Raw genomic sequence first — 17,232 nt, 5'->3', positions numbered from 1 at the left:
CAATGTCATTAAGATAAGGCGCGGAAACCATAATCAAGCACAAGAGCAGGTTATCAAAAAGATAGCCCGCTCTTTTTTTTGTTTCAAAAGAAAATCAAGACTTAACAGGTAGATGGATATGTGTGGCGAAGCCCCTTGAAAAAACGAGGAGGTTACGCCAATGAATGAGTACGCGAATTCGCTAAAAGAAACGCTGACATCCCTCATACGAGAAATGGCAGCCGCACCAGCACCTTATGTCAAAAACCCTGAAAAAGATTTTACCCGAAAGAAAAAGCTATCCTTTGAAACGGTGATGCAACTCCTGATCTCCATGGGGGGCAACAGCATATATAAGGAACTCCTGGAATCCCAAGGTTATAACGTAAACACCGCAACCACTTCCGCTTTTGTCCAACAGAGGAATAAAATCCTGCCGTCTGCTGTGGAATTCTTGTTTCACGCATTTACGCAATCGTATACGGATATCAAGGACTACCGAGGGTATCGATTACTTGCCGTTGACGGTTCGGATTTACATATCGCAACTGACTCTGCGGACACGGACACCTATTTTCAAAGTCAACCGAACACGAAAGGCTATAGCCTTCTGCATTTGAACGCTGCCTATGACTTGTGCAACAGACTGTACGTGGATGCCATTGTTCAACCACGAAGGTTGTGCAACGAGGGAAGGGCGCTGGCTGCTATGGTTGACCGTTCTCCCATCAAGGGCAAAACCATTGTTATTGCCGATAGAGGTTATGAAAGTTACAACAATTTCGCGCACCTTGAACGCAAAGGGTGGAACTATGTCATACGGGTAAAGGATTTGGATTCCAATGGTATTCTTTCGGGCTTGCGTTTGCCCTCTAGCGGAGAGTTTGATAGGGACGTTCATCTGACACTCACCAAAAAACAAACCAAAGAGGTCAAGGCTAATCCCGAGATGTACAAGTTCGTTCCTTCCACGTCTACATTTGATTTTTTGGATTTGCATGAGAACTTGTTTTACCCGATTACCTTTCGGGTTGTTCGTTTCGTCCTGCCTCATGGCGCTTATGAGACCGTCATTACGAATCTTTCTGCCGCTGATTTCCCACCCGATGAAATCAAGTCTATGTATAACAGGCGATGGGGCATTGAAACCTCTTTCAGGGCATTAAAGTACACTGTCGGTCTGACGAATTTTCACGCAAAGAGACGAGAGTCCATCACCCAAGAGATTTTCGCAAGAATGATCATGTACAATTTCGCTGAAATGATGACCTCACACGTCGTCATTTCCCAAATGGATAAACGGCACTCATACCAAGTCAACTTCACGGTTGCCGTTCACGTTTCTAGACATTTCCTGCGCTCACGGCACGATGAACCCCCGCCCGATGTTGAAGCACTGATCCGCAAAAACATTTTGCCGATTCGCCCCGTTCGCCCAGGGCAGCAGAATACGCGCAAAATACGCTACAAATCAGTTGTTAGCTTCGTCTATAGAGTAGCATAATTCGTTTCATATGAACATTTTTTAAGCGGATCTTCCGTCCGCTTTGTTTGCTGTACGCTTTTTCCTTGCTTGCACCAAAAACAAACGGCACAGGGCTTTTTCCCATGCCGTTTCGGATTCCATTTTTATTTCCGCTCTTGTCTTTGAGCTTAACTTAATGACATTGCCCGCAAGGTCCCTACTCCTCTCCCTCGTTCCCTCTATTCATTCCGGCCAATCGACAATTCCTCTCCTTGCTTTACTTGCCCCGCATACTATTGAACCGTCACGTTGCCCTTGTACATATTGCCTGCCGGGGTTCTCGTGTTCTGTATGGCGGTGGCCGTCGCGTTGCCGTAGGCCCCGATGACATAGACGGAAGGATCGGTCAGATAGACTGTATTATGGGAAAATTCGTTGTTCAGGCCCCACCCCGATACCACCTGGTGAACCTGAAAAGCATCGGCGATGTTGCCGTTGCCGTTCTGGTAGCCGATATTGTTGCGGATGACGGCGTTGTTGCCTTTTACGTCGATGAAGCTGTCGGCATAGTTCGCCCCGCTGATGCCTTCGCCGTAGAAGGTGCAGTTCTCTACCACCGTGCCGATCGTTCTCTCCTTGATGTCAACATGCTCCGCGGCGACGTTAGGGCCGAAGATGACATTGCGGATCGTGTTGTAATGCGTGTTCTGGTTGTAGCTGGCCCCTTCCGCCGAGCCGACATAAACGCCCTCGCCGTAGCCGGTCCCGGTTTTGCCCGTGTCGTGAATCCGGGAGTTCTGAATGGTGCTGTAGGACGATCCGTCCCGGAAATGGACGGCTTCCATCCCCGTCTCATAGACCTCCACATCGGTGATCAGCGTATGATTCGAATGATCCAAAATGATTCCTTTTTGCGCATTGGTGAATTTGAGATTGCTGATGATCCAATAATCCCCGCGAATGCGCAGACTGTAGCCGGAACCGACGTTATAGCCGGACAGAACCGCCGGGTTCGCCGGATCCTCGCTCTCCATCCGGATCGGCTGGCTCGCGGTCCCGTTCGCATCAGAGGAGAAGCTCCCCGTATAGGTGCCTGGAGCCAGCACGATCCGCTGGCCGGGAGTAACCTTCTTCAAGGCGCTCTGCAGGCAGGAAGCGGTTCCGCAGGAAATCACCTCGACGGCGGTCTCCCCGGCCGGCACGCTGCGCGATTCGGCGTGGGCGGTTCCCAGCGCGGCGAGCATACTCACGAGAAGCAGGATGGCCAATCCGGCTCTTCTTCCCCTTCTCGGCTTGCGCCCGCATCCGCTGTTTGTTGTTGTCATCGTTGAACATCCTCCTTTTTTTACAAGTGGCCTTAGTCTCACCATATAGTTTAACCGCTTTAATTATATAATGTTCAACCGGTTCAAATCATTCCTGCGGATGCGATTTTGCAAATTTCTTTTGGCGTGATGTTCAAGCCGCGTGAATCGCCGCGGAAGACAGCCCAAAAAAACCAGATGGACAGGTCTGGTCTTTTTGGGCTTCCGCTTCTGGCCTCACTTGCGCTCCCGCCGGGAACCAATTAAGGAACCGCTACATAGCATACGGTATACGGACATCTCTCCATAGGGACAGAATGCTTATCTGTGCCATTGAGCTTGCGGGCTCGCCACGCCTTCGATCTGGCGGGCCGTAACGACAATTTGCTGCGGCGGAGACGATACTCTCGTGTTATTCACGACCTCTATCGTTCTGCCTGGCTTCGAATTGAGCCGATTCACCGAATTGCAGAAACACATCAGCGGTCACCTCCATTTCTCTTACCTCGCTCTATGATATGCAAGTAGAAGAGAGAAGGATTGGACAGGCTGGTATCACGTATTTATGAAGGAGGATCTGGCATGGATGAATTGACCTGGATTCACCTGGTCATTCTGGCGCTGGCATCGTTCCGCCTGACTCATCTCATCGTCTACGACGATATCACCTGGCCGCTGCGGGCGCCATTTATGACTGTCACCTACGTGCCCCAAGACAATGGAACCGTCATCCGGCAAGTCGATATCCGGGGCACAGGCTTCCGCCACTGGATGGGAACGCTGCTGAGCTGTCATTGGTGCACCGGCATATGGTGTGCGGCTTTCCTTACCGCCCTGTACTGGTACGTGCCGGCTTCCTTCCCTCTGCTGCTTTTGTTGGCCGTCGCCGGAATCGCCGCCCTTATCGAGCAGTTCGTGCTAAATAGACTGTAGAATCGCGGCAAGCCGCCCCGCCGTGCGCATCAACCGGTCAAATGGACCGGTTTTTTGCATGCCAACAAGCCGGATAGTGCCGATCGTCTCATCGCGAAGCTGAACAATCGCAATTTGCTCCCCTCGCTCCCGGTCCGGGTCTTGCAGCCCGATGCGCCATACATCTCCTCCAGGCTTGCTGCCAATCGCCATAATCGTGCTGCCGCCCAAATCGATAATCGCGCTGTCCACCTTCTCCTGACGCAGGTAGGCAGACATCAGATCTCCCGCGTACCCTTTTCCGATCGCTCCAAGGTCAATGGACATGCCTGCCTTTGCCAGCTTGATCGTCCTGTTTTGCTCATCGAGTTCAATGTCCTTATAATTCACAAGTGACTTGGCCTGTTCAATGAGACGGTCAGCAGGTGGATGCTGCCCGCCCGCTCCAATCCTCCACAGCTTAACGAGAGATCCGATACTCGGATCGAAAGTCCCCCTCGTAGTTTTGGCGTACTCAACGGACTTTTTCACCAGCTCAAAGGTATCTTGCGAGACTTTGACCGCCTCTTTTCCTGCAGCCGAATTCACCCGGGAGATCTCGCTCTCGGGATTGCTCATATTGAGTTGCCGATCGATGCGATCCAGCAGCTTCTCGATGCCGTCAAGATGCTTCTCAGCCGCTTCGTCACCGTACAGCTTTAACTGAATCACCGTATCGAATTTAAGAAAGGTCTTGGTCACGGGCGAACCTGTCGTTCTCGAACCGGAAGCGTTAGTCCATACAAAATATCCAATTCCGGAAATGACGAACAGAAGAATTGCCGCCCCTATGATCTTTACCTTTGTCATGTTCGTCATATCAATGAACCCCCTCAAGAGATGTTGCCATGAAAATCATGAAAATTATCGTCGATGATGGATAGAGATGTATGTGATCTATATCATCTCACTTGCGCATTCGCCTGTCGTCAAACTCGCAATGCTTTAGAATCGAATGGACCTTCATATTCTTTTGTATTTCCAAGAAACTTCGATTACCATTCCCCGTATATATATGCATTGTCACATTATACCAATCTAGCAGAACAGCAAGGAGGTCGTGGAATGAACCCGATTGCAATCGTCCGCTATCGGCCGGAGTATGCGGCTGGTGTAGCAGAGATGTGGAACCGCAGCCAGGAGGGCTGGGGCGGTGGAGATACGATTCGTACGGCGGAACGGGTGCGGACGGAGGAAGAAGCATCGGACGCGCTGGAAGTTTATCTTGCGATGGAGCAGGACGCCGTGGTCGGATACTGCAGCCTGTTCGAGTACCGCGAGGATACCGGAGCGCTGTATATCGGACTGCTGAACGTGAGACCGGATTATCACGGACGGGGCATCGGCAAGATGCTTGTCCGAGAAGCGCTGGATGCGACGGTGCGGCTAGGCTGGCCCCGCCTCGATCTGTATACATGGGAAAGCAACACGAAAGCCGTTCCGCTGTATAAGCGATGCGGTTTTTTCTGGGAAGATCGGGGGGATACGACCCACCTGATGAACTTCATGCCTTCCGTCTTGAATACGGAAGCGCTCTCCGCCTATTTCGAGGACATCGACTGGTACGAGGACTCGACTCGGGAGATCGAGGTTAAGCCCGATGGCCGCAAGGATAACGGATTTGATTACTTCGCTTATACATGGGAAAAGAACGGCGCCTCGCTGCGCGTCGAATTCGAACGCACCGGAAGAGGCATCCGGCTCATCGAGACCGACGATTATCTCATTAGCGCCCAAGCGGAGCAGGCGAAGCCGGTCTTCGGCCGTTCTTATTCGATTGAGTACCGGATCGTGAACAAATCGGGCCGGCCGCTCCAACTTGATCTGCGGGGGGAGAATGACCGCAATATTCACTTTGAGTGGGATCATCAGGCCGAAGTGGAAGGCGAAGCGACGATCCGGGCGAGCTTCTTCGTCGGTCCCGTCGAAGAAGAGCAAAGCGTATGGCGGACATGCCCCCGCGTGACGACGCGGATGCGAATTAACGGGAAGGAAGCCCTGTTCCAGATCGGCGTCATTCCCCGGTTCCCTGCCCAGCTCGAGTGGAAGACGCCGAGCCGCAGCGCCTACCCGGCCGCAGGCGGCACCTTCTATGTGGACATCGAGAACAACTTCACGGAAGCGGCCGTATTTCGCTTCACCCTGCCTGACAGCCCGGTGCTGGCCTTGGGGCGACATGAATTCGAGATCCCCTTGGAGGCGAAGGAGCGGACTTCCATCCCCGTCCCATATCAGGTGCGTCAGTATGGCTTCTATTCGCAGCAGGTCGAAGCCGAGGCCCGGCTGGCCGATGGAAGCGTCATTCCGTTCACGAGAACGATCGGAGCCGGCTTCAGCGGCCCCGGCGCCGCCTTCGCCGGCGAGACGGAGAAGCATTGGCAGTTGTTTCATGGACATTTCTCCATCTGGTTCAACAAGGAATGGAACGGCTTCGGGCTTCTCTGTCCCGGGATGAGAACCTACGCCGAACTGGGCTTCCCGAAGCTGGGCAAGCCGTTCTCCACGGAATTCTCGAAGAAGAAGCCGGTATCCATTCATCCGCTCCGGGAGGAAGGCGCCGTCGGATTGTCGCTGCGCTACCAATCGACATCGTTTCCGTCGGTCTTCTTGACCGTTAACCTCCTTCTATATGGGGAAGGAACCGTCGCCTATTGGCATGAAGCCGAGAATACCGGCGCCCATCCTGTCGCCGATCTGTATGTAAGCCAACTGATGCGTGTCGGACTGGAAGGCGCGGTCCTGCCCTACAACGGCAAATATATCGCGCTCAACGATATCACGGGCAGCGACTACAGCTACTGGGAAAGCCGTAACATCACGGAGCCGTGGATTTTCGTCCAGCACGGCAGCGTTCCGCTCGGCGTCTGCTGGCCGAAGACGCATCGCGCACAATTTGAGGAATGGTGCATGAGCCTCGAAGCTTCGTTCGGAAGCCTGGCGCCGGGAGGGAAGGCCGCAACGGAGCCCTTCCATCTGACGATGGGCGGATATGCAGACTGGACCCGCTTCCGCGCCTTCGCGATGCAGGAGCCGGACATCCGTTCCGATCTCCGGCTTACCGATCCGATCGAGCTGATCCTGAACGAAAATAATCCGGTGCTCCGCTCGAAATTGAATGTGACGCTGCAGGATCACCGGCTGGTGCAGCGAGAGGGGACGATCTCGCTCCAACTGCGCCGGGAACCGAATGCGGCCGCGAAGCAGTTGGACATCGACGACTCCGGGATCACAAGCTGCCCCCTTCCGGCCCCGCAGCAGAGCATGGAGGTCGTCGATGCGGCGGTTCATCTGCCGATGCATGACGTGAAGCGAAGCTCCGTCGTGCTGAAGCCGTCGGACGAGCCGATCCGATTCGAGCGGCAGGAGGGACAAGCCGGACCGACCTATTCGGCAGACAATGGCGTGCTGCGAGTGGCGGCGACCCCTTCCTTCTACCCTGGTCTTCACTCCCTGCAAGCAGGCGGCGAGGAATGGCTGTCCAGCGGCTATCCGCTGCACGCGCCGAGATCATGGTGGAATCCGTATATCGGCGGTCTGAAGTACGATATCGGCGGCTTGAGCACGCTCTCGGTCCTGAAGGAGAGCAGCACGGTAGAATTCGTTACCCGGCGGGACAGCTTCGGGAATAAATGGGAGGGCTTGAAGCTTACGCTGGACATCCGGCAGCATGACGCCTATAAGGGCTTGAAGCTGCACCAATATTTTCTGATGATGTCCCGCGTGCCCGTGCTGTGCGCATTTTCCGAAATCGAGCAGGAGACGGGCCTCAGTCTCGATCTTCTAGTCTGGGACACATCGATGTTCATCCAGCCCGGCGACTCGTTGGATGGCTTGCGGGTATCCGTGAAGGACCATGACGGGTCCGATCGCATATTCCGGCCAGGCAAGGGGGAGCTCGAAATTCCGGAAGCGCGGCATCTCGTCTTCGGATCGGATAACCGGAAGCAGCAGCTTCATGTCATGATGGATGCAAGCGAGCGCCATCCGCTCGTATATGCCAACAATGAGATATGTCAGGTGGAATACAATCGCGAACGGCATATCCCGAACGGAGCCTGCGTCCGAACAGAGCCGCTGTTCCTGCTGTTCTCCCCTGATCGCATCGAATTCGAAGCCTTGGCTTCATTACAACAGATCCGGTTCCCGGACGAGAGAGGAAGTGGAGCGAGTGAAGATCATTGACGCCCATATGCATCTGTCCCATATCCAAGAGTTCAAGGCGACCGCCGCAGAGAAATCATTCGTTGATTATAGCCTGGACGGGATTCTGAAGGAATACCGCGACAACGATGTCGTGCTCGGCATTGGCATGGGACTGACCGAGACGAAGCCGGGAGGCTTCCCGGACGAGGAAGCCGCGACAACGATGGGGCTCGACCTTGCGGAGACGCTGCCGCCCCAGCTCGTCTATTGCCTGGGCGTGAATCCTTATCGCCTCGGCACGCGGGAGCTCGAAGCGCTGGAGCGCGATCTGCAGAAGCCGGAAGCCGTCGGCCTCAAAATCTATCTGGGCTATTACCCCTTCTATGCCTACGACAGCGTCTATCAGCCGGTCTATGAGCTGGCCGCCGCCTACCGCGTCCCGGTCGTGTTCCATACGGGCGATACGTACTCGGAGCGCGGGCTGCTCAAATATTCGCATCCGTTGACGATCGATGAGGTGGCTGTCACCCATCGGAACGTCAACTTCATGATGGCGCATTTCGGCGATCCCTGGGTGCTGGACGGAGCGGAAGTCGTCTACAAGAACCGGAATGTCTTCGCCGATCTGTCCGGCCTCATGGTCGGCGACACCGCCAATTGCAATCGGCTCAAGGACTCGCCGCTGTTCTTCGCTCATCTGCGCCATGCCATAACCTACTGCGATCATTACGACAAGCTGCTGTTCGGCACCGACTGGCCCCTCGCTCCCGTGGAGGCCTACATCCGGTTCGTGCGGGAGCTGATCCCGGCGGAGCATCACGAAGCCGTATTCTACCGGACGGCGCTGAACGTATTTCCGAAGATCAAGCCATTCCTGGAACACGGAGGCCAAGCGCCGCGCTAGCCATGGAGCAGGTAGCAGAAGGGGGGCGCGCTCCGATACCGCTTCGGGGGCGCGGCTTCACTTCAGCCGGAATGAGGGAGCTCCCAAAAATGCTGCGTAGCTGCAGCAATTTTCTCCATTTTTGCTTCAACTAGGAGAAATTCCTGCACAGATGCATTATTTTTAATAAATTCCCCTTATTTTTAATCAATAAGTCCAAAATTCCTGTATTTTCGCAGGAATTCCATTTCGGCATCGGCTCGGGGATCCTAATCCTGCAGTTTTACAGTATTATTGGGCATGCCAAGCGATCAACTCCCGTTAAACCAGATGATGACCCTGAAGCTCCAGATGCCAGATACGCTGATGAGCCAAACTACGAACGAAGACTGCCCCCGGACAGTCTTCGGCTCATTCCCCACGCTATAGCTAGCTCACCTCTTTCGCTCTCATGTCTTCTCGGTAGAGATAGATCACTCCTCTTGCTCTGATACCTACACCGTACAGCTATGTCACCCTCTTGCTCTCATATCTGCTCCGTACAGCTATGTCACCCCTCTTGTTCTCATTCTGCTGTGTCTACCTATCACATCACTCTTGATCATTTCTGCCCCGGATGACGGAGCTTTCTGGCGTATTCCTCCGGCGACACGCCGACGAATGCCTTGAAATCCTTGATGAAATGGGCTTGATCGTGATAGCCCAGATCCGCCGCCAGGGCAGCCCAATCCGGCACGGCGCCGGCGGCCGCCATCCCTGCCGCCTCGTGAATGCGGCTGCGCTGGATGACCCATTTCGGCGATACGCCGACATAGTGCAGGAACAAGCGCTGCAGCGAGCGCGTATGAAGCGAGAACCGATCCGCCAGTTCCTGGACGCGGGTCATGTCCCGGCTGTCCACGACCGTCTCGATGATCCGGTTGACGAGCTTCACGTTGTCATCCGCTTCCGGCAGCCGTTCGCGCAGGAATCCGTCAATGATGCGGCTCATCGCCTCCCCGTCCTCTAACGCGAACAACGCTTGCTCCAGCGGGCCGCTGTCCATCCCGAACACGTCGCGGAAGGGCAGCGTTCGTCCGGCGAGGCGGGACATCGGCTCGCGGTACAGGGGATAAAATCCCCCCGGCTGGAAAAGCACGCCGGCTACCCGTCCCCGCCCTTCCAGCACCCGTTGGGATCTTCAGCTCACAATGCCGTATACCGCCGGATTGTCCCGCTCGAACACCAGGTTCACCCCGGGATGCTGAAGCACCTCCTGCACATAGGGGGGCTGGCCTCGCAAATCCCAGGCAATCATCCAATAGTGCTTGACGAAATGACGTAGTTCAGGTGCCGGCAGATGACGGGTAATGCGGAATTTCTGTTCTCCGGCTGCGGCATACAGCATGCCTCTGACGTCCGGCTCGCGATCGATCACGAGATTCATCACAAAGGACAGCTCTTCGTATACGCCCGGATGCTTGGGGTGCAGGAACTTCCATTTCCGCTGTAAAAAAGACAAAGAAGGATATCGGGGCAAGAGGGAGCAGCCGCTCTGCAATTTGCCCGATATCCTTCCTTTTGCTTAGTCTAACGATTCTTCCGCTTCCATCCACTCGCGGTACAGCTCATCCATCTCCTGCCGCAGCCGGGACTGCTCACTCAGTAGCTTGGACCATTCCGCCTCCTCGGCCGGGCTTGCGGACAGCCGGGCCATCTCCTCCTCCAGCAGGCGCAGCCGCTCCTCGGCCGCCGCAATCTCTTCCTCCCATCGTCTTGCCGGCTTGGGAGGCTTGAAGCCTGCCTTCGGTTCCGTCGGCTTCCGTTCAGCCTCCGGCCGCCCCGGCTCTGCCGGGATCGCCTGCGCAGCGGAGCGCTGCAGCAGCGCCTGCAGCTTCTCCCGGCATTCCTCGTAGTTGCCGAGATGAACGGTCAGCTCGGCCTGCTCCAGCAGCCACAGCTTCTGCACGACGCGATTCATGAAGTAGCGGTCATGCGAGATGACAAGCAGCGTGCCGGGGAACGAATCCAGGGCTTCCTCCAGCGCCTCCCGCGAGTCGATATCCAAGTGGTTGGTCGGCTCGTCGAGGAGCAGCAGGTTCGGCTTCCGGTACATCAGCAGCGCCAGGCGCAGCCGGCTCCATTCGCCGCCGGACAACTGGGATACCCGCTTGAACACGTCGGAGCCGTAGAACAGGAAGCGGGCCAGCTCGCCCCTCGCTTCCCCTTCTTCCATCGCCAAGGCATCGCAAAAATAGCGCAGCACGGTGGAATCGTCTGCCGGCGGGGCTTCCTCCTGGGCCAGATAGCCGATGTCCACGCGGGATCCAAGCCGAACCTCGCCCTCGTCGTAAGGAATCTCGCCGATAATCATCTTCATCAGCGTGCTTTTGCCCGCCCCGTTGCCGCCCATCAAGGCGACGCGCTCGCCATATAGCAGCAGCGCGCTTGCCGTGCGCAGCAGCTTCCGCTCGCCGAACGATTTGGAGACGCGATCCAGCATGATCACCTGCTTGCCGGAGCGGTCCTCCTGTGTCAGCGTCAGGTCCATCGCGCGCCGCTCCAGAATCGGGCGCTTTATCTTGACCATGCGGTCCAGCGCCTTCTGCATCGAGGCCGCCCGGCGGTGGAAGCCGGGATTCGGCGGATTGGCGCGATTGCCCCATTCGATAAGCTGCTTGATCGTCTCCTGCATCTTTTTGATCTTTTTCTGCTGCTCCTGATAATCGGCAAATTGCTGCAGCAGACGCTCCTCTTTTTCCTTCTGGTAGCCGGAATAATTCGTATGATAGACGAAGGCTTCGCCGTCTTCGATCTCGATGATTTTGCCGACGACCCGATCGAGGAAATACCGGTCATGGGACACGACAACCACGACGCCGGGATAGGAGCCGAGGAACGACTCCAGCCATTCGATCGCCCCCATATCGAGATGGTTCGTCGCCTCGTCGAGCAGCAGGATGTCCGGCCGCTTCAGCAGCAGAGCCGCGAGGCCGACCTTCGTCTTCTCTCCGCCCGACAGCGAGGCGAACGGCCGCTCGAACTGCCCGGCAGCAATGCCCATGCCTGCAGCTACCCGCCGAATCGAAGCTTCCATCTCATAGCCCCCCGCTTGCTCGAACGACTCCATAAGCTGTCCGTACTGGTTCAGCAGGAGCTGCATGGCCCGTTCATCCGTGCAGACGGAAGGATCGGCCATCTTCGCCTCCATCTCCTTCATCTCGCATTCCCAGCGCCGCACCTGTTCATAGCCTTCGGCCAGCACATCATAGACGGTCGCTCCGTCTCCTGCCGACGGCACCTGGGCGAGCAGGCCGACCGTCGCGCCTTTGCGGATGAACAGTTCTCCCTCGTCAGGCGCCGATGCTCTGTCCAGCAGCCGCAGTATCGTCGTCTTGCCCGTGCCGTTCCGTCCGATCAGGCCGACCTTCTCCGCCTCCCCAATCTCAAAAGACACATCAGAGAGCACCAGCTCGGCCCCATAATATTTCTTCACATGCCACAATTGTATAACCATGGTCAACGTCCTCCTCCGGGCGCGCTCCCTTCCCGGACCGGAACAAAAAAAGACTGCAGGGAAACATCCCCGCAGCCGTAAAGTCAATACCCGTTCAGGTCAAGGCAGGAGAGTCTTCACGCCAATTCGTCACATTCGTATTCGCAAAAATGGACACACCTATCCCGTTGACCACTGCAGCATGGGTAATGCCAAATAATGCCATAGGCAATTGGCTAATGCGATTCGTCGAAACGCTGCGGTTCATCTCCTGCCTCACCTCCTGTTCATGCTCTTCGATGAGAGCGTAATTATTCCATATTATACCCGAAAGCGGCGTTGCAGTAAAGTGTCGTCTGGCGCATACCCGTCTCCGGGTTCCGCGGGACCGTCCTCCAATGGAGCTTGCTGCCGCCAAGGTCCCACGTATGCGGCGCCTCGCTTCTTCGCTTCCTCAACGAAGGGGCCATGCCGCCGGTGATTTCCAACGCTACGCCAAAAATGACTTCCCGGCTCTCGGCGAACGCCCCAAAGGCGCGTCCCAACTGCGTCGTCCGCAGCTTGTCCGGCTCCGCTATCGCAATCACTTTAAGAAAGCCGGCGCATAGCTGAAACAAACGGGTTCCTCCGCACGAACCCCCATATGCAAATAGAACTGAATCTGCCGCACACGTTCAACGTCCTCCTCCGCGTACACCCGATATCCACTGTCGGTACGCGATGGAGCAAGCAGCCCCTTCTCCTCGTAATAACGCAAGGAACGGATGCTGGTTCCCGTTAAACGCGACAGGTCACTGATGCGCATCTGATGAACTCCTTTCACCGGCCGGTAATTTGATCGTAAAGTATAACATGGTGTGAGAGTCAAGACTGCGATCGCATTCCATTTGCCGCTTCAGACCGAGTGGCACCTCTGCCTAACCTATCCCGATGCCGTTATGTATACCCATCAGACCGGACCTTCTCCTCGGAGCATCTGCGGCGATCGGTTCAGGTCCAGACGCCGCTACCCCTTGTCCCGATAGGAAGAGATGAACCCATACCACCAATAGATGGAGAAAAGGACGCTGATCAGCACATAGATCGCCCATAACGCGCCTTCCTTCAAACCATTCCAGAAATAATGCAGCTCCGTCATGCCTTCGCTTCGGCCCATCGCATTCAGGAAAAATACCGTAAATCCCGTCACCAAAATGACGATATGGACCAACGATATGCCAACCCGTTTGCGGATGATCAGGCTGAAGGCACTGGCCGCCAGACTGATCCCAAACACCGAATAAAAGATAAGCCATACCCAACTTGCATTGGTCGCCCACATAGACTATTTCTCCCTATTTATCATTATGTATCCATCCCAGGTTACGGCGCATACAGCAGCGCAACCCCAATAATCGACAGCGCCACGGCGAGCAAGAACACCATGTAGGCAGGCTTGCTCAGATGCGCTGTGTGCTTGTCATAATAACCGCTCCTGCGAAAAAGGCCGATCCATAGCTCCCCGATCAGATTCAACACAACCGCCAGCAAACTCCGGACAGACCTCATATTCAGCCACCTCCCTCCGAAAGGGTTCTTCCTATTCGCAGTATATTCCGACAGGGGGTGTCGGTATGCCCCGCCGCACGCGACAGCAAAAGCGCGACCCGCTCATAGATCGCGTCCAGTTCCTCCTGGCCCGCCAGTTCCGACCGATGCTCGAAGGTCACATGGAACGCGGGATTGCGGCTTGCCAACGCTTCCAAATACCCCAAGGCGTCTCCGTAGCGCCTGTCGCCATCTTGCTCGGGCAGCACCGGCAAATGATTGTGGAAGTTCCCCTCTTCGTAACGCACATTGCTGTAATGAACAAGATAGACATGAGGGGCCAGCGCGTCCAGCCATGCATACGGATCGAATCCGCGGAACACCCGTTTCGCTACATCAAGCCGCGCCGTATCGACCACGAGCGCAATCTCCGGGTATTCCCGGAACATATCGATGAACACCTCGGTATACTCCCCTGCATAATCATGCTCCAGCACAATGCGCTGGTTATGCTTGCGCTGCAGCTCGCAGCAAGCTTCGAATAACCGGACCGATAGCTCTCTGAATTCGCGGCGGCTCAACCGGTCATGACCGTAACGCCGATCCGGACCGGGCATGCGCGGATACGGCCGCTTCCATTGCGCGGGGAACAGCGGCAAGAAAGGGTAGTGGAACAAAATATAGTCCGCGCCATAGCGGGAAGCCAGTTCAACCTCCGCCTCCACCCGCGCCATCGCCTCCGCCCGCTCCTCCGGGCAGACCGCGTTCAGCTTCGGCAACTCATAGCCAAGGGAATCGAGGATAGGTCCATGCACGCCATATTGAAGCTGATGAAGGGCGCAGAAATCCTGAACCGCCTGCACTTCCTGCTCGTCACGCAGCATGCAGACCTCCATGCCGTTAATCGGGCCGCGCGCCAGCTCGTCCCAACGCTCGGGTGCAAATGATCCCCACATCCCCGCCTGCAGTCGTCTCATCTCATCTCTCCTCACCTAGCGCCGATATGATGCCAGATACAAAAAATAGAAAGGGAGAGAAACTTCTTTTTCAACATTATACCAGAAAAAACTTGACATGCTTCTACAAATACAGACAGAAACGGAGTTTTTTCCCGAGATCCGCAGTAATCAAAAAAGCCGCCCCGAGAGGTCGGGACGGCTGCGAACAGTCGCCAGCTTACAGCAAATGAAAGATCGGCTTGTCTTCCAGAAACGGAGCCACCTTATCGGCGCAAAAGGAAGGCAGACGCTCCCGCATCCAAGGATGAACCGCGGTGTTCATCATATGGAAGGAATAATATCCGAAATTATTCAGCAGCATGAAGCCTTCGAGCAGCTTCATCGAATCGCTGCGCATCGATGAGAATTCAGCCGCATAGCCTTCCATGAAATCCGTCCGCCGCTCGGACGGGACGCTGAGCGCGCCGCCGGCCGCATCATACAAAAAATAACCGTGGCCGTACAGGCAATAGTCAATCAAGGTGAAGCCCTGAGCGGTCACAATGACATTGGCCCGGTTGATGTCGGCATGGATGATGCCCCATGTGCCGGGTTCCGGATCGTAGCGGCGAAGCCGCTCGTTAATAAGCCGGAAGGCCTCGCTCATCAGAGCGAAATCGCCCGGCACAAAGATGCCGTGATCCCGGCCATAGGTCAGCCGCTCCAGCATGGCCTCGTTCTCCCCGATACCGGCGTAAGTCGGCCTGTTCGCGGCCGGATCCGGCGTATATCCGCTCGTAAACCGGTGCAGCATGCCGACCTGCCGTCCGTAGCGGAGCGCGGCTTCTCGCGATGCGAAGTCATCCGGCTGCGAGTCCCGCCCTTCCAGCCAATGCAGCATCGTGCAGTGAAGGAAGCCACCCCCGTTCGAAATCCGGGTGACGAATTCTCCTTCGCGGTTGCGGACCGGCTTCTGCACATTCAAGGCGGTATTCTCTCCCAGCGCCTGCAGCAGCTCCATCTCCCCGGACAAGCCCGCCTTGGAATGCTGCAGGCCGTGAAGCTCGGCGTGAACCGGCTTATGAACCCGCAGCAGATAGGATGAGCCGGACTCATCGGTAATCTTATAAGTCAAATTTTCATTATGCCGTATAAAAGCAATGATTGGCGATTGTATCTCGTAATGCGACAACGCATCGGCAGCGATGGCTTGATGGCCCACTGTCTCGTCTCTCCTTTGGCGCATGCAGACGATCTGCGGCATGCTCTCTATTTCTGCTTGCCTGTCAGCTCAATCGTCTCTTTCTGTCCGTTCAGCCGATCGGGTTGGACAGCTGCGCTTCGATCTGTAACTCTATTAGTGTACTATATATTTCCTGGACCGTCAGCTAGACCTGAACGCCCGGAAAAATCATACTTCGCCATCATCTCGCCCCAAGGCGCGATGCCGGTCTCGACGAAGCCGGCCGAGGCATACAGCCGCCGGGCCGCTTCATTCTTCGGATCATAGCCGAGCAGACAATGCTCCGTCCGGTCCGGCTGCGCTCCGATCTCGTCCAGCACAAGCTGCAATGCCCGTTTGCCGTATCCCTGCCCCTGAAAAGAAGCATCCACCATAAAGCGGTAGATCCAGTACTTCCCGTCATCCGGATCGATGCCATACATGGCGAATCCGATCATGCGCTCGTCCACATAGATGCCCCGGCATTGAAATCCGTCCAAAAACTGCGCCTCGGCAATCGAGTACAGGTTCGACGCAATGAAGTCTTCTTGTTCCGGGGCCACCTCCAATGCAATGCACTCCTTCCAGTTGCCGGCCGTGATTGGCTGGAGACGAATGTTCATAGAAAATCCCCTTTCGGCTGTTCATTTCTTCTGTCCAAGCCGCCTTGCTCCATCGGTTGCTCCGGTCCCGGCAGCTCGTATTGGTAGAAGCACAGGTTCAGCCACTGATTGAATTTATAGCCGGCATTGCGAATCGTCCCGGCATACGTAAAGCCCAGCTTCTCATGCAGAGAGATGCTCCCCCGGTTCGACTCGTCGATGCCGGCGACAAGCGTCTTATAACCGCTGTCCGCCGCGATGCGGATAATTTCCCGCAAGAGCCGGGACCCGATCCCCAAGTGGCGGCATTCGTTATGCACGTATACGGAATGCTCGATCGTGTATTGATAGGCTGGCCAAGCCCGGAACGGGCCGAAGGTGGCGAAGCCCATCACCCGGTTGTCCGCCTCATAGACCAGCACGGGAAAGTTGTCCCGCCGCTTCTGCCGGAACCACTCCATCTGCTGCTCCAGCGAGTGCGGCTCATACGAGTAGACCGCGGTAGAATGAATTATCGCATCGTTGTAAATGTCCAATATGGAAGGCAAGTCCTGTTCAGTCGCTTCTCGAATCATGCTCCGGTCTCCTCTTCGTTCGTGTCGGCGGGCCGCGCTTCTCGGCGTCCCGCCCGGCTATGCCGTAATTATACCAGTTCTTCGCGTCACGGAAAGCCGGAAATAAAAAAGAGACGCCCCGGCGCCTCTTTTTGTCGATTTCAAAATTCATTCCGCCCTTCCCCGGAC

At 55.8% G+C, this 17,232-nt stretch carries 21 protein-coding genes; 5 read left to right on the top strand and 16 right to left on the bottom strand.

Annotated elements, in window-relative coordinates:
* The first annotated feature begins 160 nt into the window (after positions 1 to 160).
* Positions 161 to 1,483, top strand: a complete 1,323-nt coding sequence (locus ABD76_RS13995; RefSeq protein ID WP_197257525.1) for an IS4 family transposase — start codon at positions 161 to 163, stop codon at positions 1,481 to 1,483.
* A 254-nt stretch (positions 1,484 to 1,737) separates the two neighbouring features.
* Here the strand turns inward: ABD76_RS13995 and ABD76_RS13990 are convergent, their stop codons facing one another.
* The gene (locus ABD76_RS13990) at positions 1,738 to 2,769 is read right to left on the bottom strand and encodes a right-handed parallel beta-helix repeat-containing protein (RefSeq protein ID WP_206765655.1); all 1,032 of its coding nucleotides are present in this window, start codon (positions 2,767 to 2,769) and stop codon (positions 1,738 to 1,740) included.
* Between the two features lie 300 nt (positions 2,770 to 3,069).
* Positions 3,070 to 3,228 (bottom strand): hypothetical protein, encoded by a 159-nt coding sequence (locus ABD76_RS13985; RefSeq protein WP_197257783.1) that lies wholly within the window; start codon positions 3,226 to 3,228, stop codon positions 3,070 to 3,072.
* 102 nt (positions 3,229 to 3,330) lie between these two features.
* Here ABD76_RS13985 and ABD76_RS13980 point away from each other — a divergent pair, with 102 nt between their 5' ends.
* Entirely contained in the window at positions 3,331 to 3,681 is a 351-nt protein-coding gene (locus tag ABD76_RS13980) for a DUF1360 domain-containing protein (protein ID WP_197257782.1), read from the top strand.
* Here the strand turns inward: ABD76_RS13980 and ABD76_RS13975 are convergent.
* Positions 3,667 to 4,518: an FAD:protein FMN transferase gene (locus ABD76_RS13975; RefSeq protein ID WP_242069572.1), complete on the bottom strand. Its 852-nt coding sequence runs from the start codon at positions 4,516 to 4,518 to the stop codon at positions 3,667 to 3,669. The two genes, ABD76_RS13980 and ABD76_RS13975, sit on opposite strands and share 15 nt — an antisense overlap.
* A 246-nt stretch (positions 4,519 to 4,764) precedes the next feature.
* Here ABD76_RS13975 and ABD76_RS13970 point away from each other — a divergent pair, with 246 nt between their 5' ends.
* Entirely contained in the window at positions 4,765 to 7,881 is a 3,117-nt protein-coding gene (locus ABD76_RS13970) for a GNAT family N-acetyltransferase (protein ID WP_197257780.1), read from the top strand.
* Positions 7,868 to 8,746, top strand: coding sequence for a TatD family hydrolase (locus tag ABD76_RS13965; protein ID WP_197257778.1), 879 nt, complete (start codon positions 7,868 to 7,870; stop codon positions 8,744 to 8,746). Before ABD76_RS13970 ends, ABD76_RS13965 begins: the two co-directional genes overlap by 14 nt.
* Positions 8,747 to 9,326: 580 nt before the next feature.
* On the opposite strand, the gene ABD76_RS13960 is transcribed toward ABD76_RS13965, so the two are convergent.
* Together ABD76_RS13960 and ABD76_RS29575 are read right to left on the bottom strand one after the other, a co-directional pair.
* Entirely contained in the window at positions 9,327 to 9,893 is a 567-nt protein-coding gene (locus ABD76_RS13960; RefSeq protein ID WP_338125124.1) for an AraC family transcriptional regulator, read from the bottom strand.
* A 12-nt stretch (positions 9,894 to 9,905) separates the two neighbouring features.
* Positions 9,906 to 10,151, bottom strand: a complete 246-nt coding sequence (locus tag ABD76_RS29575) for a DUF6597 domain-containing transcriptional factor (RefSeq protein ID WP_420901946.1) — start codon at positions 10,149 to 10,151, stop codon at positions 9,906 to 9,908.
* Between ABD76_RS29575 and ABD76_RS13955 the strand changes: the two genes are divergently transcribed.
* Positions 10,104 to 10,217 (top strand): DinB family protein, encoded by a 114-nt coding sequence (locus ABD76_RS13955; RefSeq protein WP_420901947.1) that lies wholly within the window; start codon positions 10,104 to 10,106, stop codon positions 10,215 to 10,217. The genes ABD76_RS29575 and ABD76_RS13955 overlap by 48 nt on opposite strands.
* Positions 10,218 to 10,289: 72 nt before the next feature.
* Here ABD76_RS13955 and abc-f read toward each other — a convergent pair whose 3' ends face one another.
* From abc-f to ABD76_RS13905, 11 genes are all read right to left on the bottom strand, one after another.
* A complete protein-coding gene (abc-f, locus tag ABD76_RS13950) occupies positions 10,290 to 12,221 on the bottom strand; it encodes a ribosomal protection-like ABC-F family protein (RefSeq protein WP_197257776.1) in 1,932 nt (643 codons plus the stop codon).
* Positions 12,222 to 12,315: 94 nt separating this feature from the next.
* Positions 12,316 to 12,468: an RAxF-45 family protein gene (locus ABD76_RS13945; protein ID WP_197257773.1), complete on the bottom strand. Its 153-nt coding sequence runs from the start codon at positions 12,466 to 12,468 to the stop codon at positions 12,316 to 12,318.
* 43 nt (positions 12,469 to 12,511) lie between these two features.
* The gene (locus ABD76_RS29570; protein WP_242069571.1) at positions 12,512 to 12,817 is read right to left on the bottom strand and encodes a hypothetical protein; all 306 of its coding nucleotides are present in this window, start codon (positions 12,815 to 12,817) and stop codon (positions 12,512 to 12,514) included.
* On the bottom strand, positions 12,784 to 13,005 hold the full coding sequence (locus ABD76_RS29565; RefSeq protein WP_242069570.1) for a MerR family transcriptional regulator: 222 nt from the start codon (positions 13,003 to 13,005) through the stop codon (positions 12,784 to 12,786). The genes ABD76_RS29570 and ABD76_RS29565 overlap by 34 nt, the downstream gene beginning before the upstream one ends.
* Positions 13,006 to 13,206: 201 nt before the next feature.
* Entirely contained in the window at positions 13,207 to 13,521 is a 315-nt protein-coding gene (locus tag ABD76_RS13935; protein ID WP_197257772.1) for a hypothetical protein, read from the bottom strand.
* Between the two features lie 41 nt (positions 13,522 to 13,562).
* Positions 13,563 to 13,748, bottom strand: coding sequence for a hypothetical protein (locus ABD76_RS13930; protein ID WP_197257770.1), 186 nt, complete (start codon positions 13,746 to 13,748; stop codon positions 13,563 to 13,565).
* Positions 13,749 to 13,750: 2 nt separating this feature from the next.
* Complete coding sequence (locus ABD76_RS13925; protein WP_197257768.1) at positions 13,751 to 14,704, bottom strand: sugar phosphate isomerase/epimerase family protein; 954 nt, start codon at positions 14,702 to 14,704, stop codon at positions 13,751 to 13,753.
* Between the two features lie 199 nt (positions 14,705 to 14,903).
* On the bottom strand, positions 14,904 to 15,887 hold the full coding sequence (locus tag ABD76_RS13920) for a phosphotransferase (RefSeq protein WP_197257765.1): 984 nt from the start codon (positions 15,885 to 15,887) through the stop codon (positions 14,904 to 14,906).
* Between the two features lie 143 nt (positions 15,888 to 16,030).
* Positions 16,031 to 16,510, bottom strand: coding sequence for a GNAT family N-acetyltransferase (locus ABD76_RS13915; protein ID WP_197257763.1), 480 nt, complete (start codon positions 16,508 to 16,510; stop codon positions 16,031 to 16,033).
* Complete coding sequence (locus ABD76_RS13910) at positions 16,507 to 17,064, bottom strand: GNAT family N-acetyltransferase (RefSeq protein WP_197257761.1); 558 nt, start codon at positions 17,062 to 17,064, stop codon at positions 16,507 to 16,509. The genes ABD76_RS13915 and ABD76_RS13910 overlap by 4 nt, the downstream gene beginning before the upstream one ends.
* A complete protein-coding gene (locus tag ABD76_RS13905) occupies positions 17,045 to 17,215 on the bottom strand; it encodes a hypothetical protein (RefSeq protein WP_197257759.1) in 171 nt (56 codons plus the stop codon). The genes ABD76_RS13910 and ABD76_RS13905 overlap by 20 nt, the downstream gene beginning before the upstream one ends.
* Positions 17,216 to 17,232 lie beyond the last annotated feature (17 nt).

It is taken from the genome of Paenibacillus dendritiformis (genome assembly GCF_015845845.1).
Taxonomy (GTDB): domain Bacteria; phylum Bacillota; class Bacilli; order Paenibacillales; family Paenibacillaceae; genus Paenibacillus_B; species Paenibacillus_B dendritiformis_C.
The sequence above is the reverse complement of the archived record's forward strand: the minus strand, read 5'-3'. Positions and strand labels throughout refer to the sequence as shown.

Excerpts from the sequence above, each read along its gene's own strand:
- ABD76_RS13975 (WP_242069572.1), bottom strand. The coding sequence starts at position 4,518 with ATGACGAACATGACAAAGGTAAAGATCATAGGGGCGGCAATTCTTCTG.
- ABD76_RS13915 (WP_197257763.1), bottom strand. The coding sequence starts at position 16,510 with ATGAACATTCGTCTCCAGCCAATCACGGCCGGCAACTGGAAGGAGTGC.
- ABD76_RS13925 (WP_197257768.1), bottom strand. The coding sequence starts at position 14,704 with ATGAGACGACTGCAGGCGGGGATGTGGGGATCATTTGCACCCGAGCGT.
- ABD76_RS13970 (WP_197257780.1), top strand. The coding sequence starts at position 4,765 with ATGAACCCGATTGCAATCGTCCGCTATCGGCCGGAGTATGCGGCTGGT.
- ABD76_RS13905 (WP_197257759.1), bottom strand. The coding sequence starts at position 17,215 with ATGAATTTTGAAATCGACAAAAAGAGGCGCCGGGGCGTCTCTTTTTTA.
- ABD76_RS13910 (WP_197257761.1), bottom strand. The coding sequence starts at position 17,064 with ATGATTCGAGAAGCGACTGAACAGGACTTGCCTTCCATATTGGACATT.
- ABD76_RS13930 (WP_197257770.1), bottom strand. The coding sequence starts at position 13,748 with ATGAGGTCTGTCCGGAGTTTGCTGGCGGTTGTGTTGAATCTGATCGGG.
- ABD76_RS13945 (WP_197257773.1), bottom strand. The coding sequence starts at position 12,468 with ATGAACCGCAGCGTTTCGACGAATCGCATTAGCCAATTGCCTATGGCA.
- ABD76_RS29565 (WP_242069570.1), bottom strand. The coding sequence starts at position 13,005 with ATGCGCATCAGTGACCTGTCGCGTTTAACGGGAACCAGCATCCGTTCC.
- ABD76_RS13985 (WP_197257783.1), bottom strand. The coding sequence starts at position 3,228 with ATGTGTTTCTGCAATTCGGTGAATCGGCTCAATTCGAAGCCAGGCAGA.
- ABD76_RS13990 (WP_206765655.1), bottom strand. The coding sequence starts at position 2,769 with ATGACAACAACAAACAGCGGATGCGGGCGCAAGCCGAGAAGGGGAAGA.
- ABD76_RS13935 (WP_197257772.1), bottom strand. The coding sequence starts at position 13,521 with ATGTGGGCGACCAATGCAAGTTGGGTATGGCTTATCTTTTATTCGGTG.
- abc-f (WP_197257776.1), bottom strand. The coding sequence starts at position 12,221 with ATGGTTATACAATTGTGGCATGTGAAGAAATATTATGGGGCCGAGCTG.
- ABD76_RS13980 (WP_197257782.1), top strand. The coding sequence starts at position 3,331 with ATGGATGAATTGACCTGGATTCACCTGGTCATTCTGGCGCTGGCATCG.
- ABD76_RS29575 (WP_420901946.1), bottom strand. The coding sequence starts at position 10,151 with ATGAATCTCGTGATCGATCGCGAGCCGGACGTCAGAGGCATGCTGTAT.
- ABD76_RS13995 (WP_197257525.1), top strand. The coding sequence starts at position 161 with ATGAATGAGTACGCGAATTCGCTAAAAGAAACGCTGACATCCCTCATA.